This is a genomic window from Nocardioides aquaticus (genome assembly GCF_018459925.1).
Taxonomy (GTDB): domain Bacteria; phylum Actinomycetota; class Actinomycetes; order Propionibacteriales; family Nocardioidaceae; genus Nocardioides; species Nocardioides aquaticus.
In genome coordinates, this window is record NZ_CP075371.1 from 3,780,384 (window position 1) to 3,802,625 (window position 22,242).

General features: G+C 73.4%; 24 protein-coding genes. 16 read left to right on the forward strand and 8 right to left on the reverse strand.

Annotation, left to right across the window (positions count from 1 at the left end; all coding sequences use genetic code 11):
* Positions 1–388 precede the first annotated feature (388 nt).
* On the reverse strand, positions 389–1,465 hold the full coding sequence (gene ychF / locus ENKNEFLB_RS18345; protein WP_214056680.1) for a redox-regulated ATPase YchF: 1,077 nt from the start codon (positions 1,463–1,465) through the stop codon (positions 389–391).
* Between the two features lie 127 nt (positions 1,466–1,592).
* On the opposite strand from ychF, the gene ENKNEFLB_RS18350 reads away from it, so the two are divergent.
* The gene (locus ENKNEFLB_RS18350) at positions 1,593–2,993 is read left to right on the forward strand and encodes an HNH endonuclease signature motif containing protein (RefSeq protein ID WP_214056681.1); all 1,401 of its coding nucleotides are present in this window, start codon (positions 1,593–1,595) and stop codon (positions 2,991–2,993) included.
* A gap of 22 nt (positions 2,994–3,015) precedes the next feature.
* Positions 3,016–3,795 (forward strand): exodeoxyribonuclease III, encoded by a 780-nt coding sequence (locus ENKNEFLB_RS18355; RefSeq protein WP_214056682.1) that lies wholly within the window; start codon positions 3,016–3,018, stop codon positions 3,793–3,795.
* On the opposite strand, the gene ENKNEFLB_RS18360 is transcribed toward ENKNEFLB_RS18355, so the two are convergent.
* Complete coding sequence (locus tag ENKNEFLB_RS18360) at positions 3,773–4,300, reverse strand: ester cyclase (protein WP_214056683.1); 528 nt, start codon at positions 4,298–4,300, stop codon at positions 3,773–3,775. The two genes, ENKNEFLB_RS18355 and ENKNEFLB_RS18360, sit on opposite strands and share 23 nt — an antisense overlap.
* 55 nt (positions 4,301–4,355) lie before the next feature.
* Between ENKNEFLB_RS18360 and ENKNEFLB_RS18365 the strand changes: the two genes are divergently transcribed.
* From ENKNEFLB_RS18365 to ENKNEFLB_RS18385, 5 genes are read left to right on the forward strand one after another with little or no spacing between them, the layout of a single operon-like run.
* Positions 4,356–4,577 carry a helix-turn-helix domain-containing protein gene (locus ENKNEFLB_RS18365; protein ID WP_214056684.1) on the forward strand — a complete coding sequence of 74 codons (222 nt, stop codon included), beginning with the start codon at positions 4,356–4,358 and terminating at the stop codon, positions 4,575–4,577.
* The gene (locus tag ENKNEFLB_RS18370) at positions 4,574–5,017 is read left to right on the forward strand and encodes a hypothetical protein (protein WP_214056685.1); all 444 of its coding nucleotides are present in this window, start codon (positions 4,574–4,576) and stop codon (positions 5,015–5,017) included. The genes ENKNEFLB_RS18365 and ENKNEFLB_RS18370 overlap by 4 nt, the downstream gene beginning before the upstream one ends.
* A gap of 55 nt (positions 5,018–5,072) precedes the next feature.
* A complete protein-coding gene (locus tag ENKNEFLB_RS18375; protein WP_214056686.1) occupies positions 5,073–6,683 on the forward strand; it encodes a bifunctional diguanylate cyclase/phosphodiesterase in 1,611 nt (536 codons plus the stop codon).
* Positions 6,684–6,721: 38 nt separating this feature from the next.
* Positions 6,722–7,873, forward strand: a complete 1,152-nt coding sequence (locus ENKNEFLB_RS18380) for a DNA recombination protein RmuC (RefSeq protein WP_214056687.1) — start codon at positions 6,722–6,724, stop codon at positions 7,871–7,873.
* Positions 7,870–8,322 carry a DUF6542 domain-containing protein gene (locus tag ENKNEFLB_RS18385; RefSeq protein ID WP_214056688.1) on the forward strand — a complete coding sequence of 151 codons (453 nt, stop codon included), beginning with the start codon at positions 7,870–7,872 and terminating at the stop codon, positions 8,320–8,322. Before ENKNEFLB_RS18380 ends, ENKNEFLB_RS18385 begins: the two co-directional genes overlap by 4 nt.
* Positions 8,323–8,339: 17 nt before the next feature.
* Here ENKNEFLB_RS18385 and ENKNEFLB_RS18390 read toward each other — a convergent pair whose 3' ends face one another.
* Entirely contained in the window at positions 8,340–8,966 is a 627-nt protein-coding gene (locus ENKNEFLB_RS18390; protein WP_214056689.1) for an L-threonylcarbamoyladenylate synthase, read from the reverse strand.
* Positions 8,967–9,068: 102 nt separating this feature from the next.
* On the opposite strand from ENKNEFLB_RS18390, the gene ENKNEFLB_RS18395 reads away from it, so the two are divergent.
* Entirely contained in the window at positions 9,069–10,211 is a 1,143-nt protein-coding gene (locus tag ENKNEFLB_RS18395; protein WP_214056690.1) for a hypothetical protein, read from the forward strand.
* Here ENKNEFLB_RS18395 and ENKNEFLB_RS18400 read toward each other — a convergent pair.
* Entirely contained in the window at positions 10,135–11,136 is a 1,002-nt protein-coding gene (locus tag ENKNEFLB_RS18400; RefSeq protein WP_214056691.1) for a 4-hydroxy-3-methylbut-2-enyl diphosphate reductase, read from the reverse strand. The two genes, ENKNEFLB_RS18395 and ENKNEFLB_RS18400, sit on opposite strands and share 77 nt — an antisense overlap.
* A gap of 117 nt (positions 11,137–11,253) precedes the next feature.
* Here ENKNEFLB_RS18400 and xseA point away from each other — a divergent pair, with 117 nt between their 5' ends.
* Positions 11,254–12,501, forward strand: coding sequence for an exodeoxyribonuclease VII large subunit (gene xseA, locus ENKNEFLB_RS18405; protein ID WP_214056692.1), 1,248 nt, complete (start codon positions 11,254–11,256; stop codon positions 12,499–12,501).
* Positions 12,498–12,710, forward strand: a complete 213-nt coding sequence (locus ENKNEFLB_RS18410) for an exodeoxyribonuclease VII small subunit (RefSeq protein WP_214056693.1) — start codon at positions 12,498–12,500, stop codon at positions 12,708–12,710. Before xseA ends, ENKNEFLB_RS18410 begins: the two co-directional genes overlap by 4 nt.
* A gap of 23 nt (positions 12,711–12,733) precedes the next feature.
* On the opposite strand, the gene ENKNEFLB_RS18415 is transcribed toward ENKNEFLB_RS18410, so the two are convergent.
* Complete coding sequence (locus tag ENKNEFLB_RS18415; protein ID WP_214056694.1) at positions 12,734–13,351, reverse strand: DUF4245 family protein; 618 nt, start codon at positions 13,349–13,351, stop codon at positions 12,734–12,736.
* Positions 13,352–13,395: 44 nt separating this feature from the next.
* On the opposite strand from ENKNEFLB_RS18415, the gene glpX reads away from it, so the two are divergent.
* Positions 13,396–14,424, forward strand: coding sequence for a class II fructose-bisphosphatase (gene glpX, locus ENKNEFLB_RS18420; protein WP_214056695.1), 1,029 nt, complete (start codon positions 13,396–13,398; stop codon positions 14,422–14,424).
* Here glpX and ENKNEFLB_RS18425 read toward each other — a convergent pair.
* On the reverse strand, positions 14,389–15,303 hold the full coding sequence (locus tag ENKNEFLB_RS18425; RefSeq protein WP_214056696.1) for an alpha/beta hydrolase: 915 nt from the start codon (positions 15,301–15,303) through the stop codon (positions 14,389–14,391). The genes glpX and ENKNEFLB_RS18425 overlap by 36 nt on opposite strands.
* Positions 15,304–15,388: 85 nt before the next feature.
* On the opposite strand from ENKNEFLB_RS18425, the gene ENKNEFLB_RS18430 reads away from it, so the two are divergent.
* The gene (locus ENKNEFLB_RS18430; RefSeq protein WP_214056697.1) at positions 15,389–16,303 is read left to right on the forward strand and encodes an alpha/beta fold hydrolase; all 915 of its coding nucleotides are present in this window, start codon (positions 15,389–15,391) and stop codon (positions 16,301–16,303) included.
* Between the two features lie 16 nt (positions 16,304–16,319).
* Here ENKNEFLB_RS18430 and ENKNEFLB_RS18435 read toward each other — a convergent pair whose 3' ends face one another.
* Positions 16,320–17,012, reverse strand: coding sequence for an ABC transporter ATP-binding protein (locus tag ENKNEFLB_RS18435; RefSeq protein WP_246535657.1), 693 nt, complete (start codon positions 17,010–17,012; stop codon positions 16,320–16,322).
* Between the two features lie 95 nt (positions 17,013–17,107).
* On the opposite strand from ENKNEFLB_RS18435, the gene ENKNEFLB_RS18440 reads away from it, so the two are divergent.
* The 4 genes from ENKNEFLB_RS18440 to ENKNEFLB_RS18455 are packed head-to-tail and all read left to right on the forward strand — an operon-like array spanning position 17,108 to position 21,476.
* Positions 17,108–18,442, forward strand: coding sequence for an extracellular solute-binding protein (locus tag ENKNEFLB_RS18440; protein WP_214056698.1), 1,335 nt, complete (start codon positions 17,108–17,110; stop codon positions 18,440–18,442).
* Positions 18,439–19,389, forward strand: a complete 951-nt coding sequence (locus tag ENKNEFLB_RS18445) for a carbohydrate ABC transporter permease (RefSeq protein WP_246535658.1) — start codon at positions 18,439–18,441, stop codon at positions 19,387–19,389. The genes ENKNEFLB_RS18440 and ENKNEFLB_RS18445 overlap by 4 nt, the downstream gene beginning before the upstream one ends.
* Positions 19,390–19,396: 7 nt before the next feature.
* Entirely contained in the window at positions 19,397–20,230 is an 834-nt protein-coding gene (locus tag ENKNEFLB_RS18450; protein ID WP_214056699.1) for a carbohydrate ABC transporter permease, read from the forward strand.
* 4 nt (positions 20,231–20,234) lie between these two features.
* Entirely contained in the window at positions 20,235–21,476 is a 1,242-nt protein-coding gene (locus ENKNEFLB_RS18455; RefSeq protein WP_214056700.1) for an ABC transporter ATP-binding protein, read from the forward strand.
* 58 nt (positions 21,477–21,534) lie between these two features.
* Here the strand turns inward: ENKNEFLB_RS18455 and ENKNEFLB_RS18460 are convergent, their stop codons facing one another.
* On the reverse strand, positions 21,535–22,194 hold the full coding sequence (locus ENKNEFLB_RS18460; RefSeq protein WP_214056701.1) for a DUF1707 SHOCT-like domain-containing protein: 660 nt from the start codon (positions 22,192–22,194) through the stop codon (positions 21,535–21,537).
* Positions 22,195–22,242: the final 48 nt, after the last annotated feature.

The following is a 22,242-nucleotide window of genomic DNA, read 5'->3' on the forward strand; positions in this document are numbered from 1 at the left end:
CGAGAGCGGAGTCAGCGCCACGGCAGCTCCCCGATCACGGCGACCGCCGGCCCGCTACGGACGTGGTCCAGGAACCCGGACGCCGCCGCAAACTCCGCAGGGTGAGGATCGTCGGATTCACGGGACGGTGCACCGCGGCCTCGACTCGCGCGCACGCCTCGTAGACCGCGTCGACGTCCGGCTCCCCGAGCACCATGACGTCGATGTCGTGCGGCAGGCGCGCCTGACCGTCCGAGCGGAAGATGGGAGCGAGGAGCGGCGCCTCAGTTCTCATATGACTGAGGTCGTCCTCCGCTATATCGACAGTCAACGAACCGCCCGCTGAACGCAGCCCATGGCAGCATGCACGTCCCCGACAGACGCGGATCCGGCGCCGGTCAGCGGGGCGCTAGACGTTGAAGCGGAACTCCACCACGTCACCGTCGGCCATCACGTAGTCCTTGCCCTCCATGCGGACCTTCCCGGCCTCCTTGGCCTTGGCCATGGACCCGGCGGCCATCAGGTCGTCGAAGGAGACGATCTCGGCCTTGATGAAGCCCTTCTGGAAGTCGGTGTGGATCACGCCGGCGGCCTCCGGGGCGGTGGCGTTGCGCCGGATCGTCCAGGCCCGCGACTCCTTGGGCCCCGCGGTCAGGTAGGTCTGCAGGCCGAGGGTGTCGAAGCCGACCCGGGCGAGCACGTCGAGACCGGGCTCGTCGACGCCCATCTCGGCGAGCATCTCGCGAGCCTCGTCCTCGTCGCCGAGCTCGACCAGCTCCGCCTCGAACTTGGCGTCGAGGAAGATCGCCTCGGCCGGGGCGACCAGGTCGCGCATCTGCTGCTTGAGGTCCTCGTCGGCGAGCTCGTCGCCGTCGCAGTTGAAGACGTAGATGAACGGCTTGGCGGTCAGCAGGGACAGCTCGCGCAGGAGCGCGACGTCGAGGTCGGTGTCGATCACCGGCGTGCCCCGCTCGAGGTGGCCGACCGCCTCCTGCGCGACGGCGACGAGGGGTCCGAGCTCCTTCTTGCCCTTGGCCTCCTTCTCCATCCGCGGCAGCGCCTTCTCCAGCGTCTGCAGGTCGGCCAGGATCAGCTCGGTCTGGATGGTCGAGATGTCGCTGCCCGGGTCGACCTTGCCGTCGACGTGGGTGACGTCCTCGTCACGGAAGACGCGGGTCACCTGGCAGATCGCCGAGGACTCGCGGATGTGGGCGAGGAACTTGTTGCCCAGCCCCTCCCCCTGCGACGCGCCGGCCACGATCCCGGCGATGTCGACGAACTCCACCGTCGCCGGCAGGACCTTCGCGGAGCCGAAGACCTCCGCGAGCTGCGGCAGCCGCGCGTCGGGCACGGCCACGACACCGACGTTCGGCTCGATCGTCGCGAACGGGTAGTTCGCCGCGAGGACGTCGTTCTTGGTCAGGGCGTTGAAGAGGGTCGATTTGCCCGCGTTGGGAAGACCGACGATACCGATGGTGAGTGCCACGGGCGGGAACTCTACGGCGGTACGCCGCCCACCCCGAATCGTCTCCCGCCGGTACGCCCGCGGGCCGGTCGTCCACCGACCTCCTCAGTCCGTTGCCATTCGAACGCATGTTCGATAGCATGGCGTCATGGAGATCGAGACCGACCGCGCCGGGTTCCCCGCCGTGCTGGCCGACCTCGACGACGACTGGCTGCTGGACCTGGCAGAGGAGTCCGAGGTGGCGAGCCGCGAGGCCGAGCGTCGACGTCTCCGGCTGACCGCGCACTGGTGCCGCCGGCGGGTGGTCGCCGCCGACCCCGACACCGGTGCGCCGAGCGGCGGCGACCCGGCGGAACGGTGGCGGCTGGACCCCGACGAGGCCGTGGGCGGGGACGGCTGCCCGGCTCTCGAGCCTTTCAGCGCCGAACCGCTCGGCACCGCGTTCTCGATGTCGACCTCCGCCGCCCTGCAGGTGATGCACGACGTGCAGGACCTCGTGCACCGGCTGCCGCTGGCGTGGGCCCGGGTCGAGTCGCTGGAGGTCCCGGCCTGGCGGGCCCGCCGGCTCGCCCAGGCCACCCACGGGCTCAACGCCGCCGCGGCTGCGGCCGTCGACCAGGCCGTCTCGCCGCGGCTGCACCGCATCGGCGCCGTGCTGATCGACCGCGCGGTGGGCCAGGCAGCCGCCGAGCACGACCCCGCCGCGCAGGCCGCGCGCGAGGAGCTGGCCCGGCGCGGGTGGGACGTCCGGGTCGGTCCCGAGGTCGGCCCCGGCGGGACCTACGACGGCTCCTCCTGGCTGGAGGCGCACGGCGACACCGACGACCTGAACCGGTTCTACGAGCTGGTCGGCGACGTCGCGGCCGACCTGGCTTCCGAGGCTCTAGGGGCTCCCGGGGCCGCCGGTCCCGCCACCACCGCGGCCGAGGACCTCGGGGTCCGCCGGGCCCGCGCCCTGGGCAGGATCACCGACCTGGTCCGCGGCACGGTCCAGACCGGTGACCCGGCCGCACCCGTGACGACGACACCCCCGGCCCGGACCCGGCGCCGCGAGGCCCGCGTCTACGTCCACCTCGCGCCCGACCCGGACGACCCGCGCCCGCCCGCCGAGCAGGTCGCCGCCGTCGAGCGTCTGGGCGCGCTGACCCTGGCGCGGCTCGGGCCCTGGCTCCAGCACAGCGTCGTGACGGTCGTCGGGATCCTGGACCTCACTGCCACCAGCAGCGACCGGCCGGACCTGGTCACCGACGCCCACGACCCGTCGCCGCAGCTGCGCGAGCTGGTCGTGCTGCGCGACCGCCACTGCGTGTTCCCGTGGTGCACGGTCGACTCCCGCGACTGCGACCTCGACCACGTCACGCCGTACGTGCCTCCCGAGAAGGGTGGGCCACCCGGTCAGACCTGCCCCGAGGCCCTCGCCCCCCTCTGCCGGCGCCACCACCGGGTCAAGACCGCCCGGGCCTGGTCCTACCGCCGCGAGCGCGACGGCACCTACACCTGGACCGACCCCCACCACGGCACGCACCGCGTGGATCCCCGTGCCCGTTGAGGCACGCCCTAGGCTCTGGCCCGTGCGACTCGCCACCTGGAACGTGAACTCCCTGCGCTCCCGCATCGACCGCGTCGAGGCCTTCCTGGCCCGGCACGACGTCGACGTGCTGGCCCTGCAGGAGACCAAGGGCCGCGAGGACCAGCTGCCGCTGATGGGGCTGCAGGCCCTCGGCTACGAGGTCGCCGTGGCCGGCACGAACCAGTGGAACGGCGTGGCCGTGATCTCACGGGTCGGCCTCGACGACGTCGAGGTGGGCTTCCCCGAGATGCCCGCCTTCGGCGACCCGCCGGCCGCGGAGGCGCGCGCCCTGGGGGCGACCTGCGGCGGGGTGCGGGTCTGGTCGCTCTACGTGCCCAACGGGCGCAAGGTCGACGACCCGCACTACCACTACAAGCTGGACTGGCTGGCCCGCCTGCACGACGCGGCCGGGTCGTGGCGTGACACCCCGACCGCCCTGGTCGGCGACTGGAACATCGCCCCGCAGGACGAGGACGTCTTCGACATCGCCGCGTTCGCCACCAGCACCCACGTGACACGGCCCGAGCGGGCCGCGTTCGAGGCGTTCCTGACCGACGGGTGGACCGACCTGGCCCGCCCGTACACCCCGGGACCCGAGCTCTACACCTACTGGGACTACTACCGGCAGCGCTTCGAGCGCAACCGCGGCATGCGCATCGACTTCCTGCTGGGCTCGCCCCCGCTGGCGGCCCGGGTGACCGGCGCCGCCGTCGACCGTGACGAGCGCGCCGGCAAGGGCGCCTCCGACCACGCCCCGGTCATCGTCGACCTGCAGGACTGACGGCCCTCCGCTTCGCGAGGACGCAGCGGAGCAGGTAGGCCGGGGTCGGCGGGACCCAGCCCAGCTGGAGGCTCTGCCCGAGGTCGTCACGGACCGCCCAGTGCTCGGTGACCGCCCCGTCCGCGACTCGCAGCCAGTGACTCTGCCGCACCGCGAAGGTCCTGCCCGTGGGCGCCCAGGCGCGGTCCACCTCGCCTCGCGCGTCGAAGAGCACGAACGGGCCGACGTGGCGGCCTCGCATGGTCGTGTCGACCACGACGAGGTCCCCCTCGACGACGACGTGCTCGACGCGGTGCTCGATGTCTGCGAAGGCAGAGCGGAGCCACCGCGCCGTCGCGTGGAACCCCGCCGGCCCACCCACCCTGCAGTCCGGCGGCTCGGTGGCGGCCTCGTGGTTGACGGCGCCGGCCGCCACCACCTCGTCGAAGTCGGCCCGGTCACCGTGAGCCATGATCGCGATGCTGCGCAGCGCGACCCTGCGGTGCGTCTCGGAGGTGGGGGCCATCGGCGCACCAATTCTTTCGATACAGTGACAATGTAATGAATTGAGGATGGGTGACGTGGACGAGGACGTCAAGGGCCGGGGGCCGACGCCCCGCGCGTACGACGCGAGCAGCCGCCGCGAGTCGGCCCGCGCGAACCGGCGGGCCGTCGTCGACTCCGCGCGCGACCTCCTCGAGGAACGCGGGTTGGCGGCGACCACGATCGCCGAGGTGGCCCGCCGCGCCGGCGTCTCCCCGAGAGCGTCTACAAGGGGTTCGGGTCGAAGGCCGGCGTCGTGAAAGCGGTCTTCGACGTGGCCATCGCCGGTGACGACGACCCCGTACCCGTCGCCGACAGGCCCGAGGTGCAGCGGATCCGGGACGAGCCCGACCTCCGGGCCAAGATCAGGCTCTACGCCGAGGGCGCTGCGGAGCGCGCCGGCAGGGCGGCGCGGCTGCAGCTCGCGCTCCGGGACGGAGCCGCCGCGGACCCCGCGGTCGAGGAGCTGTGGCGGACCGTCCAGGCCGAGCGGCTCGCCGGGACGACAGGGGTGGCCCGCCACCTCGTCGACACCGGCCGGCTCCGGGCAGGCGCCGGCGTCGAGGAGGTGCGGGACGTGCTGTGGACCTGTCTCTCCGTCGAGGTCTACGACCTCCTGGTCCTCCAGCGGGGCTGGACCCGCGAGGCGTACGCCGACTGGCTCACCCGCACCCTGGTCGCCTTCGTGACCGATGCCTGAGCCCGTCCCGGGCGCGGCGGGCGTCCGGCGCGCCGCGACCCCTACCCTCGTCCCCATGCCCCGCACGTCCATTGGTCCCGACCCGGTCGGGCGGGACGTCATCCACGTCCTGCTCGATGCCGCGACCGCGATGCCCTGGGCCGAGGACGAGATCGACCGGCGCCTGGTGCAGTGGGCGGCCGACGCGGTGGAGGCCACCGTCACCATCGAGCCCGCTACGGCGGACACGCACGGACCGGACGCGCTCTCGGTCCCCCTGCTCGACGAACGGGTGCTGCTCGCGCGCCGCGAGACCGGCTCCCAAGGTTTCAGCGACCTCGACCGCCGGCTGCTGGTCGCCCTGGCCGCCATGGCCACCACCTCGGCCCGGCACGCCCAGCGCGACGCCCGGCTGCGACGTCGGGCCCTCACCGACGACCTCACCGGCCTGTGGAGCCACGGCATCTTCCCCGACCTCCTGGCGACCGCCTCACGCCGCCGCGAGGACGGCGAGCAGCTCGGGGTGCTCTTCCTCGACCTCGACCGCTTCAAGCAGATCAACGAGGAGCTGGGCCACCTCGACGCCGACGCCGTCCTGCGCGAGGTGGCCCGCCGCCTGCTGGCCGCGCTCCCCCCGGACTCCGTGGTGGGCCGCGTGGGCGGTGACGAGTTCGCCTGCGTCGTGCGCCGCCTGGACGGCGAGGACGGCCTCACCGAGACCCGCACGCGCCTGCGGCGGACCGTCAACCAGCCGATCCCCGTCGGCGACCGGCTGCTCAGCGTCGACGTCAGCATCGGCGGCGTCGTCTCGGTCAGCTCCGAGGAGGACCCCGACGCGCTGCTGCGCGCGGCGGAGGAGGCGATGCGTGCGGCCAAGCGCGGTCGGGAGGACGTGGCACCGCCCCGCTGGTACGACGAGAAGACCCTGGTGCGCGACCTGCTCGACCAGGGCGGTGTCGGGATCGCACTGCAGCCCATGGTGCTGCTCGGCAGCGGACGCGTGGTCGGCTACGAGGCCCTGGTCCGCGCCGACCACGGCGACCTCGGCACCGTCTCGCCCCTGCTGCTCGTGGGCTCGGCGTCGCGGACCCAGATGCTCGACGAGCTGACCGAGGTCGTCGCCGCCCAGGCCGTCGAGACCGTCGCCGCCATCGCCCGCGACAGCCAGACCCCGCAGTGGCTGTGCCTCAACGTGGAGTTCGAGCAGCTCGTCCCGGGCAGCGCCCTGGTCCCCGCGCTCGCCGCCGCCGTCGCGGGCACCGACGTCCGCCTGGTCCTGGAGATCTCCGAGCGCGAGATCGGGCGCTGGACCGGGGCCCACGACGCCGTGGCCCGCGACCTCGACCAGGCCGGGATCGGGCTCGCGGTCGACGACTTCGGCGGCGGGCACGCCACCTTCGCGCTGCTGCACAGCTGGCCGTGGCGGTGGGTCAAGATCGACCAGGCCCTCGTGTCGGCGCGCGACGACGACAGCTCGCGGGTCCTGCTCGGCCACGTCGTCACGATGCTGCGCGACCTCGGCCTCACCGCGGTCGCCGAGGGCGTGGAGTCGACCGACCAGCGGGACCTCCTGCGCTCCCTCGGGGTCCCCCTGGCCCAGGGCACCCTCTTCGCCGCCCCGACCACCGCCGCGCTGGTCCGCGACGCCGCCGCGACGCAGCGGCACGCCGCGCCCCCCGACCTCTGATCCCGGGGGCTGTCGGCGCCCTGCCCCAGGCTGGGGCCATGACCACCGGTTCCGAGACCCAGACGCCCCTGCTCGTGCTGGTCCTGGTGTGCGTGCTGCTCGCGCTCCTGGTCGGCGGCGCCGTCGGCTACGCGCTCGGCGCCCTGAGGACGCGGGCCGCGGCGGGCGGCGCGGCGGCCGGGGGCGCGGACCAGGCCGCCCGCGAGAGCAGCGCCGCCGAGGCCGCGGTGCTGCGCGAGAGCCTGGACCGCCTGCACGACCAGATGCGCGACCTCGAGCACAGCCGGGTGTCCTGGCAGAGCCGGCTGCACCAGCAGGTCGACGACGTCCGCCACACGACCGACAGCCTGCGCCGCGAGACCGCCTCGCTGGCCACCGCGCTGCGCAAGCCCGCCGTCCGCGGCCGCTGGGGCGAGCTCCACCTGCGCCGGGCCGTCGAGCTGGCCGGCCTGGTCGACCGGTGCGACTTCGAGGAGCAGGTCCGCCTGCACGGCCCCGACGGGGCCGAGGCGCTCGACGCCGGCGCCCTGCGCCCGGACCTGGTGGTCCGGCTCGCGGGCGGGCGCAGCATCGTGGTGGACGCCAAGGTGCCCCTGGAGGCCTACCTCGACGCCACCACGAGCACCGACGACGAGGAGCGCGAGGCGCACCTGGTGCGGCACGCCCGTCAGCTGCGCACCCACGTCGACGCCCTGGCCGCCAAGTCGTACTGGCGCTCGCTGCCCGGGTCGCCCGACTTCGTGGTCCTCTTCGTGCCGGCCGAGTCGTTCCTCGCCGCCGCCCTCGAGACCGAACCGGCCCTGCTGGAGCACGCGGCGGCCCGCCACGTGGTGCTGGCCTCCCCCACCACCCTGATCGGGCTGCTGCGCACCGTGGCGCTGGGGTGGAGCCACGCCGCGCTCACCGAGCAGGCGCAGGAGGTGCACCGGCTGGGCCGGGAGCTGCACGCCCGGCTGGCCACCTGGAGCGGCCACCTCGACCAGGTCGGCCGCTCCCTCAACGCCGCCGTCGGCCACTACAACAGCGCCGTCGGCTCCCTCGACACCCGCGTGCTCGTCTCGGCCCGCCGCTTCGAGGAGCTCGGGGTGACCCACGACGAGCTGGCGCCCCCGCGCACCGTGGGCCTGCGGGCCGTGGACCGGCGCGGCGCGGCGCCGGAGGACCCGCCGGACCGTACGGTGGCGATATGAGCGCCCGCACGCTGTGGGAGGAGGGGCGACAACCCGGTCACGAGGTCGTCGCCCTCGCTGCAGCGCTCACCATGACCGCGGTGACCGTCGACCTGCTGCTCGACGACTCGCTGTCCTTCTTCTTCGACCTGAGCTTCGTGGCCGTCTGCGTGGGCATGGCCCTGGCGGTACGCCCCCGGGACTTCTTCACGATCGGGGTCCTGCCGCCGCTGCTGATGCTCGCCGTGTGCGTGCTGCTGGCCATCGCCGACACCGACGTGCTCGCCCGGTCCTCCGACGGCGTCGTGCAGGCCACGGTGACCGGGCTGGCCCACCACATGGTGGCCCTCGGCACGGGGTACGCCCTCTGTCTCGCCGTCCTCGTCGTGCGCCAGCGGGCCACGCGCCGCGTGGCACCGGCCAGCGAGCCGGTCGCGGCCGCCCCACAGCCCGACCGCCGCGTCGGCTGAGACCCACCCCTGCAGGACTAGTCCTCCAGGAAGGGGCCCGGGTCCCCCGCGCCGACCCGGAGCACCTCGGCGGTGCCCTCCGAGAGGTCGACCACCGTCGTCGGCGCGGCCGACACCTCACCCGCGTCGACCACCAGGTCGACGGCGTGGTCGAGGTCCTCCTTGACCTCCCAGCCGACCGTGCGCGGCTCGTCCTCGCCCGGCAGGATCAGCGTGCTGGTCAGCATCGGCTCGCCGAGCTCGTCGAGCAGCGCGGTGACGAACGGGTGGTCGGGGATCCGGACGCCGACGGTGCGCTTCTTCGGGTGCAGCAGGCGCCGCGGGACCTCCGGCGTGGCCTTCAGGATGAACGTGTACGGCCCGGGCGTCGCGGACCTGATCGCCCGGAAGGCGTGGTTCTCCACCTGCACCAGCTGTCCGAGCTGGGAGAAGTCCCGGCAGACCAGGGTGAAGTGGTGGCGCTCGTCCAGGCCTCGGATGCGCAGGATCCGGTCGCGGCCGTCGCGGTTGCCGACCCGGCAGCCCAGCGCGTACCCCGAGTCCGTCGGGTAGGCGATCAGGGCGTCCTCCTGCAGCGCCTGCACGATCTGCGCCAGCCGCCGGGGCTGGGGGTCCTCCGGGTGGACGTCGACGAACCTGGCCACGGCCGCTCCTGCCTGCTCCCGGCGCCGCAGCGCCTGTATCGTCCTGGGCGCCCAGGATCTCACGAGCCACGCTCGTGGACGCAGACGGAAGGCGGGGAGCGCGTGCGCACGGCCCTCGCCCTGCCGGTCCTCCTGCTCGCCCTGCTCACCGGCCCCGCAGCGGCCGCAGCGCCCGACCCCGGCCCCGGCTCGTTCTTCCCGGCCGCCTCGTCCCGGCTCGACGTGGTGGTGCCCGCCGACGCCGGGCCGGGCACCCTGCGGGCGGGCCTGGCCGCCGTGGGCGCCCTCGCGGCGCGCTACCCGACCGCCTCGATCGGCCTGAGGGCCGACGACGCAGCCGTCCCGGACGTCGCGCGCGACCAGCGTCTGGTCGCGCTCCGCCCCTCACCGGGACCGGTGCGGCGCACGGTGCGGACCGTGGACGGGGTGCCCGCGCTGCTCCTGCACGGCCGCGACGCCGGCCTGCTGGCCGCCGCCACGGCGCTGGCCGGTCCGGGCGGCCACCCGACGCCGGGCGACGGGATCACCGTCGACCTCGGCACCACCGGTACCGACCCGGTGGCGGCCGCCCGTCGGGCGGCCCCGGTGGTCGCCGCCCTCCAGCAGGCCGCGTCGCGAGTCCGGCCGGTCCACGTCGTCGCGCCCGGCACCCTTCTGCGCGGCACTCTCCTGACCGGCGACCGCTCCGGCGTCCTGGTCGGGGCCACCGCCGCGGACGCCGCCGCCCTCGGGGCCCCGCTCGGGCTGCGGGCCACCAGCGGGCTCCCGGACGTCGCGCGCGGGACCGCGTACGCCGCCCTGCAGCCGGTGGACGACGACGGGCGGCGGTTGCTGCTCCTCGGCGGGTGGGCCCCGCGAGGCGCGGAGGGCGACCGTCAGCTCGACCGGTTGCTCGACCGGGCCGCCTACACCGCCGGCACGACCGGCTGGGACGGGCGCGGCGAGGAGGTCCTCGCGGTGACCCCGGGCGCGGACCCGCTGCTGCTCGGGGTCGGCGCGGACCGGACTGCGGCCCGCTCCGCGGCGGAGGGAGCCGCAGACGGAGCCGCAGACGGAGCCGCGGACGAGACCGCCGGCCGGTGGTGGTTCGTGGGCGGCGTCGCGGCGCTGCTGGTCGCGCTGGCGGGACGGGGACTGACGACCGTGCTCCGCCGCCCCCGCTGGCCGGTCAGCTCCGGCCGGCGGCCTTCAGGTCGCGGCGGAGCTCCTTGGGAAGCGAGAAGATCAGCGACTCCTCGGCGGTGAGCACGGCCCGTGCGTCGGGGTAGCCACGCTCGGCGAGGTAGTCCAGGACGCCGTCGACGAGGTTCTCCGGGACGCTCGCGCCCGAGGTGACGCTGACGGTGCGGACGCCGTCGAGCCAGGCCTCGTCGATCTCGGAGGCGTCGTCGACGCGGTAGGAGGCCTTCGCGCCGGCCTCGAGAGCCACCTCGACCAGCCGGACCGAGTTGGAGGAGTTGCCGGAGCCGACCACGATCAGCAGGTCGGCGTCCCGGGCGATGTCCTTCACGGCCAGCTGCCGGTTCTGCGTGGCGTAGCAGATGTCGTCCGAGGGCGGGTCGAGCAGCGCGGGGAACCGCTCGCGGATGGCCGCGACGGTCTCCATCGTCTCGTCGACCGACAACGTGGTCTGCGACAGCCAGGCCACCCGCTCGGGGTCGCGCACCTGGATCGAGGCGACGTCGTCCGGGCTCTGCACGAGCTGGATGCGCTCGGGGGCCTCGCCGGCGGTGCCCTCGACCTCCTCGTGGCCCTCGTGGCCGATCAGCAGGATGTCGTAGTCCTCGTCGGCGAACCGACGGGCCTCGTGGTGCACCTTGGTGACCAACGGGCAGGTGGCGTCGATCGTCTTCAGCTCACGCTCGGCGGCGTCGCTGTGCACCTGCGGGGAGACCCCGTGGGCGGAGAACACCACGGTCGCCCCGGTCGGCACCTCGTCGAGCTCGTCGACGAACACGGCGCCGCGTGCCTCGAGGTCGGCCACGACGTGCTTGTTGTGCACGATCTGCTTGCGCACGTAGACCGGCGAGCCGTACAGGTCGAGCGCCTTCTCGACCGTCACCACGGCGCGGTCGACGCCGGCGCAGTACCCGCGGGGCGCTGCCAGCAGGACGGCGCGCTCGGCCTCGTCGGGAGGGAGCACGGTGGGCGTGCCGAGGTCGGTCGTCATGACCCCATCCTAGTGGCGGCACGGTCGCCGCTCCCCGGCTGCACGGTCCCGCCCCCGGCTGCACCGGTCCCGCCCCGTCGCTGCACCGGTGTCGGGGCCGACGGCTACTGTCCCGCCATGGCCCTGGAGACCTCCGCCGCGGCGCCGGCGCCGGTGCGCCAGGTCGCCACCGCCGTGGCCGGCTGGGTCGACCGGCTGGGCCCGATCTGGGTCGAGGGCCAGCTGGCCCAGGTCAACCGCCGTCCCGGGGTCTCGGTCGTGTTCATGACCCTGCGCGACTCCCTGGCCTCGGTGTCGGTGCGCCTGACCGTCCCCCGTGCGCTGGTCGACTCCCTCGACCCGCCCCTGGTCGAGGGAGCCAGCGTGGTGGTGCAGGCCAAGCCGTCCTACTACGCCGCCAACGGCTCGTTCTCGCTGGAGGTCCGCGAGCTGAGGATGGTCGGCCTCGGCGAGCTGCTGGCCCGTCTCGAGCGGCGCCGGCAGCTGCTGGCGGCGGAGGGCCTCTTCGCCGCCCACCTCAAGCGCCCGTTGCCCTTCCTGCCCCGCCGGGTCGGGCTGGTCACCGCACCGGGCTCGGCCGCGGAGCGCGACGTCGTGGACAACGCACGCCGCCGGTGGCCGGGGGTCGAGCTGACGACGGCCTACGCCACCATGCAGGGGCCCCGCTGCTCGGGCGAGGTGGTCGAGGCCCTCCAGCGCCTCGAGCGCGACCCCGCCGTGGACGTCGTGGTCGTGGCCCGCGGCGGCGGCTCGGTCGAGGACCTGCTGCCGTTCAGCGACGAGACGCTCGTCCGCGCCGTCGCCGCCCTGCGCACCCCGGTGGTCTCGGCCATCGGGCACGAGCAGGACCAGCCGCTGCTGGACCTGGTCGCCGACGTCCGCGCCTCGACCCCCACCGACGCCGCCAAGCTCGTCGTGCCCGACGTGGTGGGCGAGCTCGACGCCGTCGCCCACGCCCGCGAGCGGATGCGCGCCGCCCTCGGCGGGCTCCTGGCCCGCGAGGAGGCCGGGCTGCTGGCCCTGCGCACCCGTCCGGTGCTGGCCGACCCGCGCCACCTCATCGACACCCGTGACGACGAGCTGGTCGCGCTCCTCGGGCGCGCCCGACGCACCCTGGGCCACCGGCTCGACCGCGCCGCCGACGACGTCGACCACCAGCGGGCCCGGGCCCGGGCGCTGTCGCCGCTGGCGACGCTGCAGCGCGGGTACGCCGTGGTGCAGGACGCCGGCGGCCACGTCGTGACCAGCGTCGCCGCGCTCGCCCCGGGCGGTGCGCTGTCGGTACGCCTGGCCGACGGCCGCGCCGACGTCACCGTCGCCGGCACCACCCCCACCCCCGCACCCGCACCCGAGGAGCACCGATGAGCACCGACGACCGCCCGTCCTACGAGCAGGCACGCACCGAGCTGGTCGAGACCGTCCGCCTGCTCGAGGCCGGCGGGACCTCGCTGGAGGAGTCGCTGGCGCTGTGGGAGCGCGGCGAGGAGCTCGCCGGCATCTGCCAGACCTGGCTGGCCGGCGCCCGCGAGCGCCTGGACGCCGTGCTCGCCGACCGCGAGGACGACGAGGAGTAGACGACGAGGACGAGCCCGCCGGCTCAGCCGCCCGGCTGACGGTCCTGGTCGGCGTCGGAGGCGCCCTCGACGGGCACGTCGGTGAGCCGCGCGACGTAGCCCGAGAGCTCCTGCGGCGAGGCCGAGCCGTAGACGAGCACCTGCTGCCCGTCCACCTCGGCGGCGTACGCCGTGTCACCGCCCTCGTCGCCGAAGCCCTCCCACCGCGTGGCGACCAGGCCCTCGGCCTCGGCGCCGGAGAAGACCAGCGGGTCACGCTCGGAGTAGTCCTCGTCGACCAGGGACTCCAGCATGTCGTCCAGCGACCCGTCCGCGACCCGCAAGCCGACGTACTCGGAGTCCGAGGTCAGCACCGACAGGTCGAAGGCGGGCTCGGGTGCCGGGGTGAAGTCGACGTCGGTGGCACCCCAGCCCGACGGCAGCGTCGCGGGGTAGATCACGTCGACGCCCGCGACCTGCACGTCGCGCACCAGGGCGAGGTAGTCGACGGGCTCCCGGTCGAAGACGTCCTCGTCGCTGGTCAGGTTCCGCAGGCCGAAGACCACGAGCACCCCGACGACGGTGACCACCATCGCTCCGACCAGACCACCGAAGGACCGTGAGTAGCGTCCCGGCCGGCCCGCGCTCCCCGTCTCGCTCACGTCGTCATCCTCCCAGGTCCCCGGCTACGGCTAGCATCCCGCCCATGACCCACGTGGAGCCCGAGACCATCGCCACCGCCCCCGGCGGGCCCGACCGCAACCTCGCGCTGGAGCTCGTCCGCGTCACCGAGGCCGCGGCGATGGCGGCCGGCCGATGGGTCGGCAAGGGCGACAAGAACGGCGCGGACGGCGTCGCCGTCAACGCGATGCGGGTGATGATCTCCACCATCCAGATGCGCGGCACCGTGGTCATCGGCGAGGGCGAGAAGGACAACGCGCCGATGCTCTACAACGGCGAGGAGGTCGGCGACGGCACGGGCCCCGAGTGCGACGTCGCGGTCGACCCGATCGACGGCACGACCCTGACGGCCAAGGGCATGAGCAACGCCGTCGCGGTCCTCGCCGTCAGCCCCCGCGGCTCCATGTACGACCCGTCCGCCGTCTTCTACATGGACAAGCTGGCCACCGGGCCGGAGGCCGCCGAGCACGTCGACATCCGGCTGCCCGTCGCCGAGAACATCCGTCTGGTCGCCAAGGCCAAGGGCGGCAAGGCCGAGGACGTCACCGTCGTCGTCCTCGACCGCCCGCGCCACGAGAAGCTCGCCGAGGAGATCCGGGCCACCGGCGCCCGGATCAAGTTCATCGTCGACGGTGACGTCGCCGGCGCGATCTCGGCCGCCCGCCCCGACAGCGGCGTCGACCTGCTGCTGGGCGTCGGCGGCACCCCGGAGGCCATCATCACCGCCTGCGCGATGAAGTGCATGGGCGGTGTCATCCAGACCCAGCTCTGGCCGACCGACGACGCCGAGCGCCAGAAGGCGCTGGACGCGGGGCTGGACCTGGACCCGGACCACGTGCTGTCCACCGAGGACCTCGTCACCGGCGACGACTGCTTCTTCGTGGCCACCGGCATCACCGACGGCGACCTGATGCGCGGCGTGCGCTACGGCGGGGGCGGCGCGACCACGCACTCGCTGGTGATGCGCTCGCGCAGCGGCACGATCCGCTCGATCACCTCCGAGCACCGGCTGGCGAAGCTACGCGCTTTCTCCGCGATCGACTTCGACCGCTGAGCCGACCCCGACCCCGACCCCACCCCGGGGACCGGTGAGCCGGGCCGCCGCACGAGCGGTGGTCGTGCCGACCTCCGGCAGGTCGTGACGTCCCAGCGCCTCCACCACGACGGCGAGGACCTGCGGGTCGAGCGCCATGCCCAGGTGCGTGGCGCGCACCTCCACCGAGGTCGCCTCGGGGTCGACGCAGGCGCGGTGGTCCACGACCCCGTCGCGCCGTGACCACACCGCGGTGAACGACACCTCGTCCGGCACGGGGGCCCGGGTCTCGTTGAAGCTCGCCCGGGCGCACCGCCCGTTGACGCAGTCCTCGGCCATCAGCCCGCGCCACCCCGCCGCGCTGAGCCGCACCAGCAGCTCCAGGCTCGCGCTCAGCGAGACGTGGTGCGCCCCCGGCGCGAGCATCGGGCTGCCGAGGGTGACGATGCCGGAGATCAGGTCCGGGCGCCGCACGGCGAGGCCGCGCGCGAGCATGCCGCCGAGGCTGTGGCCGACCACCTGCACCCGCGACCCGCGACGCGCCGCCACGGACTCGATCCGGGACTCGAGCTGGTCGGCGGCCGACGCGGTGCAGCCGATGTTCGCGTGGATCTGGGCGCGGTAGGTCCGCCGACCGGCGCGGCGCAGCCCCGCGGCCAGCACGGTCAGCGAGCCGTCGCCGGCCAGGAACCCGGGGACGAGCACCACCGGCTCCGCGTCGCGGGGCCGGCTGCGCTCGGCGTACGGGAGCGCGCGGCGGCGTCGGTGCTCCCCGGCGGCGTGCCACAGCGCCCGCCCGGCCTCCCCGACGACCCCGGCCTCGCGCAGCACGGCAGCCGCTCCGGGGGGCGCGAAACCCTCCGGGAGCAGGAAGGACGCGGTGGGTGAGACGCCGGTCACACAGCGGACGCTAGACCCTCCACCTCGCCCACGGGGGTGAATGGACCGGGCCGGTCGGAGCACGGTCGTGCGCTTGACTGGACCCATGGCCTCGACCCCCACCCCCGTCGCCGTCTCCGAGGAGCTCTTCGCCCCGGTCAGCCACGACGTCGAGCTCTGCTACCAGACCTTCGGCGATCCCTCCGACGAGCCGCTGCTGCTGGTGATGGGGCTCGGCGGGCCGATGAACTGGTGGTCCCCCGGGCTCTGCGAGGACCTCGCCCGCAGCGGGTTCTTCGTCGTCCGCTACGACAACCGCGACACCGGTCGCTCGAGCCGGGGCACCGGCCGCGTCGGGCGCACCGCCCTCGTGCGCGCGTTCGTCGGCCTGCCGGCCAGCGCGCCGTACAGCCTGACCGACCTCGCCGACGACGCGTTCGGGCTCCTGGACCACCTCGGCCTGCCCACCGCCCACGTGGTGGGGGTCTCGATGGGCGGGATGATCGTGCAGACCATGGCGGTGACGCGTCCCGGCCGGGTGCGGTCGCTGGTCAGCATCATGTCGACGACCGGCAAGCGCACGGTCGGCTGGCAGAACCCCACGCTGCTGCCGATGCTCGCCCTGCCGCGCAAGGGCGGCCGGGAGGCGTTCGTGGCCACCAGCGTCACGACCTGGCGCGCGATCGGCTCGCCGGCCTACGAGCGGCCGCGCGCGGCGATCGAGGCGCAGGCCGAGGAGACGTTCGACCGCGGGGCCAGCGCCAGCGGGGTGCTGCGCCAGACGATGGCCATCCTGACGCAGCCCGACCGCAGTGCGGCGCTGCGACGGCTGCGGCTGCCGGCAGCGGTCCTGCACGGCGACGCCGACAAGATGGTGCACCTCTCCGGCGGCCGGGCCACCGCTGCGGCCGTCCCGGACGCCGAGCTGGTCGTGGTGGAGGGCATGGGCCACGACCTGCCCGAGCCGTTGTGGCCGACGATCGTGGCCCTGGTGCGGCGCACGGCCGACCGGGCCTCCTGACCGCTACCGGCTGCCCCTACGGCTGCACTCGGCCGTCGCGCAGCTCCACGACCCGGTGGGCCAGCGCGGCCGCCTCCGCGGGGTCGCGGGTCGCGACCAGCGTGGTGACACCCACCCGGGCCAGCAGGCCCGGAAGGTCGTCCAGCGCGCGGGCCCGCGCCCCCGGGTCGAGGTTCGACAGCGGCTCGTCGAGGCACAGCACCTGCGGTCGCCGCACCACCGCCCGTCCGAGCGCGACCCGCTGGCGCTGCCCGCCGGAGAGCGCCTCCGGCAGCCGGTCGAGCAGGTCCGTCAGCCCGAGCAGCCCGGCGGCCTCCTCGACCCGCGACCGGCGCTCGTCCTCGGGCACCCCGACCAGCTCGAGGGCGTAGCCGACGTTGTCCGCCACGCTGAGGTGCGGGTGCAGCGCGTAGTTCTGGAACACCACGGCGACCTCGCGCTCGCGGGCCGCCACGGTGGTGACGTCGCGGTCGCCGACGAGGACCGCGCCCCTGCTGACCTCCTCGAGGCCGGCGAGCATCCGCAGCACGGTCGACTTGCCGGACCCCGCGGGCCCCAGCAGCGCGACCACCTCGCCGTCCTCCACCAGCAGGTCGAGGCCGGGCACGGCGGGCGCCTCGGCACCGGGGTACCACCGCTGCGCGCCGTCGAAGGTCACCGAGGCCATCGCGAGCAGCTCCTCCCACTGATCCCACCTGCAGAAACCCACAGGGGGTGCATTGTGCCGGTGACCTGACTCACACTACGGTCGTGGGTCCGTAGACGCCCCACCAGCCACATCCACACCTCGACGGAGAGGCACTCATGCAGGCACGACAGGGACCCCGCCGACGTCGCCTGGTCGCCGCGCTCGCCACGCTCGCCTGCGGCTCAGCACTGCTGACCGCGTGCGGCGGCGGGGACAGCGGCAAGCCGACGCTCAACTGGTACATCAACCCCGACGGCCAGGACACGCTCACGATGCTGGCCGAGGAGTGCAGCACCGACGAGTACGACATCGCCATCCAGCTGCTCCCGGCCAGCGCCACCGACCAGCGCACGCAGCTCGCGCGCCGGCTCGCGGCCGGTGACAGCTCGACCGACCTGATGAGCCTCGACCCGGTCTTCGTCGCCGAGTTCGCCAACGCCGGGTGGCTGGAGCCGTTCACCGGCGACCGGGCCGAGGCGGTGCTGGACGACGACGTGCTCGCCGGCGCGGCGGACACCGTCGTCTGGGAGGACGAGGTCGTCGCCGCGCCGCAGTGGGCCAACACGCAGGTGCTCTGGTACCGCGAGTCGCTGGCGGAGACCGCCGGGCTGGACATCGGGCCCGACTCCCCCGTGACCTGGAGCCAGGTGATCGACGCCGCCGCCTCCGTCGAGGGCGCCACCGTCGGCGTGCAGGCCAACCGCTACGAGGCGTACGTGGTGTGGATCAACTCCCTCATCGCCGGCGCCGGTGGCGCCATCATCGAGGACACCGAGGCCGGGCGCGACGCCGAGGTCACCATCGACTCCGAGGCCGGTCAGGCCGCGGCGGCGGTCATCCAGCAGCTCGCGGACTCCGGCGCCACGCAGCCGGACTTCACGACCTCCAACGAGGGCACCAGCCTCGGCCGGATGTTCCCCGACGACGGCGGACCCGGGGAGTTCATGAACAACTGGACGTTCGTCTACAAGAACTACGAGTCGACCATCGGAGCCGTCGGCGGCCCGGCCGACGAGCAGGAGTTCGAGGACCTCGCCTGGGCCCGCTACCCGCAGACGGTGGAGGGCGAGGAGTCCCGGCCGCCGATCGGCGGCATCGACATCGGGGTGGGTGCCTACTCCGAGAACCTCGACTTCGCCCAGGACGCGGCCGTGTGCGTCACCTCGGCAGAGGCGCAGTCCGCACTGGCCGTCACCGACGGCCTGATGCCCTCGCGCAACTCGGTCTACGACTCCCCCGAGCTCCAGGACGCCTACCCGGCCGACCTGCTCGACCTCTACCGCGAGAGCATCGAGACCGGGGCGCCACGACCCAAGAGCGCGTTCTACAGCCAGATCTCCAGCGCCGTGCAGTCGGTGTGGCACTCGCCCACGTCGGTCTCGCCCGACTCGACGCCCGAGGAGTCGGCCGACTTCCTGCGCGAGGTCCTCTCCGGGGAGGCACTGCTGTGAGCACCGTGACCGCACCCCGCCAGGGCGGGACCCGCAAGCAGGGCAGGAAGGAGACCCCCGAGGCCTCCGACCGGCTCAAGGCCGAGAACAGCCTGGGCCGGAAGCTGGTGGCACCGGCGATCGTGCTGATGCTGCTGGTCACCGCGTTCCCGATGGCGCGGGCCCTCTACCTGTCGCTGTTCTCCTACACCCTCACCGCCCCCGACGACCGCGAGTTCGTGGGCCTGGGCAACTACCTGACCGCCCTGACCGACTCGCTGTTCTGGACCACCACCCTCAACACCGTGATGATCATGGTCGTCACCGTGTTCGTGGAGCTGGTGATCGGCTTCGCCTTCGCGATGGTGATGCACCGGGTGATCTTCGCCCGCGGCGTCATCCGCACCTCGATCCTGATCCCCTACGGCATCATCACCGTGGTCTCGGGCTTCGCCTGGCAGTTCGCCTTCTCCAACACCAACGGCTTCGTGAACTCCTGGCTGCCGTTCATCGGCGACGACTTCAACTGGTTCGCGCAGTACGAGACCTCGATCATCGCGATCATGGTCTCCGAGATCTGGAAGACCACGCCGTTCATGTCGCTGCTGCTGCTGGCCGGCCTGGCGCAGGTCTCCGAGGACATGCTGGAGGCCGCCAAGGTCGACGGCGCGACCTGGTTCCAGCGGCTCTTCAAGGTGATCCTGCCCAACATGCGGGCCGCGATCATGGTCGCGGTGCTCTTCCGAGCGCTGGACGCCTACCGGATCTTCGACAACATCTTCGTCATGACCGCCGGCGCCAACGGCACCGAGTCCATCTCGTTCCTGACCTACCGGCAGGTGATCGAGCAGTTCCAGCTGGGCATCGGCTCCGCGCTCTCGGTGCTGCTGTTCCTCTCGGTGCTGATCGTGGCCTTCGCCATCGTCAAGGTCTTCCGCGTCGACCTTTCCAACGCACGGCAGGGGTGAGCACGTCATGAAGCAGAAGATCGGCCTCACCGTGGGCATTCTCCTGATCCTCACCTGGTGCCTGCTGCCGGTGGCCTGGATCATCTCGTTGTCCTTCAAGTCCCAGGAAGCCATCACCAACGGCTCCCCCGGGTTCTTCCCGTCCTCGGGCGGCGCCGCGGGGTTCGCCAACTACAGCGACGTCCTCGCCGACGAGCAGTTCCGTCGCGCGATCATCAACTCCATCGGGATCTCGCTGATCGCCACCACGCTCTCGGTGCTGATCGCGACGCTGGCGGCGTACGCCATCGCCCGGCTGGAGTTCAAGGGCAAGAAGTTCGTGCTCACCACCGCGCTGGTGATCGCGATGTTCCCGGTCGTGTCCCTGGTGGGCCCGTTGTTCGACCTGTGGCGCACCATCGGCATCTACGACACCTGGCCGGGGCTGATCATCCCCTACATGTCGTTCACGCTGCCGCTGGCGATCTGGACCCTGTCGGCCTTCTTCCGCGAGATCCCGTGGGAGATGGAGCAGGCCGCCCAGGTTGACGGCGCCACGTCGTGGCAGGCGTTCCGCAAGGTCATCGTGCCGCTCGCGGCTCCCGGGGTCTTCACGGCCGCGATCCTGACCTTCTTCTTCGCCTGGAACGACTTCGTCTTCGGCATCTCGCTGACCTCCACCGAGGCCGCGCGACCGATCCCGGCGGCGCTGTCGTTCTTCGTCGGGGCCGACCCGTTCAACCGGCCCGCGTCGCTGCTCGCCGCGGCGGCCGTGGTCGCCACCATCCCGATCGTGATCATCGTCCTGCTGTTCCAGCGCAAGATCGTCGCCGGCCTCACCTCCGGCGCAGTGAAGGGGTAACGCCATGGCCGGCATCAACATGCGCCACATCGTCAAGAAGTACGGCGACGGGTTCCCCGCCGTCAACGACGTCTCCATCGACGTGGCCGACGGCGAGTTCATGATCCTCGTCGGCCCCTCGGGCTGCGGGAAGTCCACGCTGCTGCGGATGATCGTCGGGCTGGAGGACATCAGCGGTGGCGACATGATCATCGGGGACCGCAAGGTCAACGACCTCGCGCCCCGCGACCGCAACCTGGCGATGGTCTTCCAGAACTACGCGCTCTACCCGCACCTCACGGTGTTCGAGAACATCGCCTTCCCGCTCCGCCTGGCCGGCGCCTCGGACAGCGAGGTCAACACGAAGGTGCGCGAGGCCTCGAAGACCCTCGAGCTCGACGAGCACCTCGACCGCAAGCCCGGCAACCTGTCGGGCGGCCAGCGCCAGCGGGTGGCGATGGGGCGTGCGATCGTGCGCGACGCCGACGCGTTCCTCTTCGACGAGCCGCTGTCGAACCTCGACGCCAAGCTGCGCGGGCAGATGCGCACCGAGATCTCGCGGCTGCAGAAGCGGCTCGGGATCACCACGGTCTACGTCACCCACGACCAGACCGAGGCAATGACCCTGGGCGACCGGGTGGCCGTGCTCAAGCGGGGAGTCCTCCAGCAGCTGGCCTCGCCGCGGCAGCTCTACGCGAACCCGGGCAACCTCTTCGTCGCCGGCTTCATCGGCTCACCGCCGATGAACTTCCTGCCGGCCACGGTGCGTGGCGGTCAGGTCGAGCTGCCCTTCGGGACGGTGTCGATCCCGGCCGAGAAGGTGCGCGACGTGCCCGAGGACAAGCTGCTCATCGCCGGCATCCGCCCCGAGCACTTCGAGGACGCCTCCGTCGTCGACGACGACAAGCGCGGCAAGGGGTCGGTCTTCACCGCGCAGATCGACGTCACCGAGTGGCTGGGCAACCAGGCGTACGCCTACATCCCCTTCGAGGCCGACGAGACCGTCAAGGCGCAGCTCACCCAGCTCGAGCGCGACCTCGACGGCGACACCATGCGCAACCAGCTCGTGGTCTCGCTCGACAGCACCAGCAGGATCAGCGAGGGCGACCAGGCCGAGATCTGGGTCGACACCCGCCAGATGCACCTCTTCGACCCGGAGACCGGCGACAACCTCACCATCGACCTCGCCAACGCCGGCGAGATCCCGGCGAAGAACGACCCGGAGGCCAGCGCCCGGGCCGAGAAGGCCGCGGCCGAGGCTCACTGAGCCCGGCCGGGACCGACGGCACGACCAGCACGACCGGGCGCCCCCGGCAGCTCGCGGCTCAGCCGCCGAGCAGCCGGGGGCGCCTGGCCTTCTCCCCCGGCATCGGCTTGCGGACGACGGTGACGCCGCCCATCAGCGCCAGCCCCTTGACCCGTACCAGCGGCGAGTCCGGGCCCAGCACCGGCTCCACCTTGTCCCGCTGCTGCTCGAAGCCGCCCATCACGCCGAACCCCTCGACCGAGACCCGGGTCCCGGCGTTGACGAACACCTCCACGCCGCCCATCACCGCGTAGGCGTGGATCGTGGTCTCGCGGGCGCTCAGCACGGCCTCGCGCAGGTCGAGCACGACGCCCCCCATCAGCGACAGCGCGGTGTGGGTCTCACCCACCTCCCACACCCCGCGACGGTTCTGGCCGCTCATCACCGCGAGGCTGGTGTCGTGGCGCACCGCGGCGCCACCCGCGTCCCACGACCCCGCCGCCCGGGGGGCCGGCGCGGACGTGCCGGCCGCGGCGAGACCGCCGGGGAGGTCGACCACGATCGGGACCAGGTCGGCGTAGACCGTCGCGGTCCAGGTGGCCTCGAGCCGCTCCTCGAGCTCGTCGAGGCCGATCCTGCCCTCGCCGGCGGCCTCGCGCAGCACCTCGGCCACGCGCTGGCGGTCGGCGTCGCCGATCCGCATCCTCGACGGCTCTGCGGGCGTGCGGTCGGCGTCCATCCCTCCACCCTAGGACCGGCGCGGTGCCCCGGTCAGCCGGTCAGCCCG

Coding starts and splice junctions, on each gene's coding strand:
- ENKNEFLB_RS18350 (WP_214056681.1), top strand. CDS start 1,593: ATGGAGATCGAGACCGACCGCGCCGGGTTCCCCGCCGTGCTGGCCGAC.
- ENKNEFLB_RS18360 (WP_214056683.1), bottom strand. CDS start 4,300: ATGGCCCCCACCTCCGAGACGCACCGCAGGGTCGCGCTGCGCAGCATC.
- ENKNEFLB_RS18375 (WP_214056686.1), top strand. CDS start 5,073: ATGCCCCGCACGTCCATTGGTCCCGACCCGGTCGGGCGGGACGTCATC.
- ENKNEFLB_RS18380 (WP_214056687.1), top strand. CDS start 6,722: ATGACCACCGGTTCCGAGACCCAGACGCCCCTGCTCGTGCTGGTCCTG.
- ENKNEFLB_RS18385 (WP_214056688.1), top strand. CDS start 7,870: ATGAGCGCCCGCACGCTGTGGGAGGAGGGGCGACAACCCGGTCACGAG.
- ENKNEFLB_RS18400 (WP_214056691.1), bottom strand. CDS start 11,136: ATGACGACCGACCTCGGCACGCCCACCGTGCTCCCTCCCGACGAGGCC.
- xseA (WP_214056692.1), top strand. CDS start 11,254: ATGGCCCTGGAGACCTCCGCCGCGGCGCCGGCGCCGGTGCGCCAGGTC.
- ENKNEFLB_RS18410 (WP_214056693.1), top strand. CDS start 12,498: ATGAGCACCGACGACCGCCCGTCCTACGAGCAGGCACGCACCGAGCTG.
- glpX (WP_214056695.1), top strand. CDS start 13,396: ATGACCCACGTGGAGCCCGAGACCATCGCCACCGCCCCCGGCGGGCCC.
- ENKNEFLB_RS18430 (WP_214056697.1), top strand. CDS start 15,389: ATGGCCTCGACCCCCACCCCCGTCGCCGTCTCCGAGGAGCTCTTCGCC.
- ENKNEFLB_RS18440 (WP_214056698.1), top strand. CDS start 17,108: ATGCAGGCACGACAGGGACCCCGCCGACGTCGCCTGGTCGCCGCGCTC.
- ENKNEFLB_RS18450 (WP_214056699.1), top strand. CDS start 19,397: ATGAAGCAGAAGATCGGCCTCACCGTGGGCATTCTCCTGATCCTCACC.
- ENKNEFLB_RS18455 (WP_214056700.1), top strand. CDS start 20,235: ATGGCCGGCATCAACATGCGCCACATCGTCAAGAAGTACGGCGACGGG.
- ENKNEFLB_RS18460 (WP_214056701.1), bottom strand. CDS start 22,194: ATGGACGCCGACCGCACGCCCGCAGAGCCGTCGAGGATGCGGATCGGC.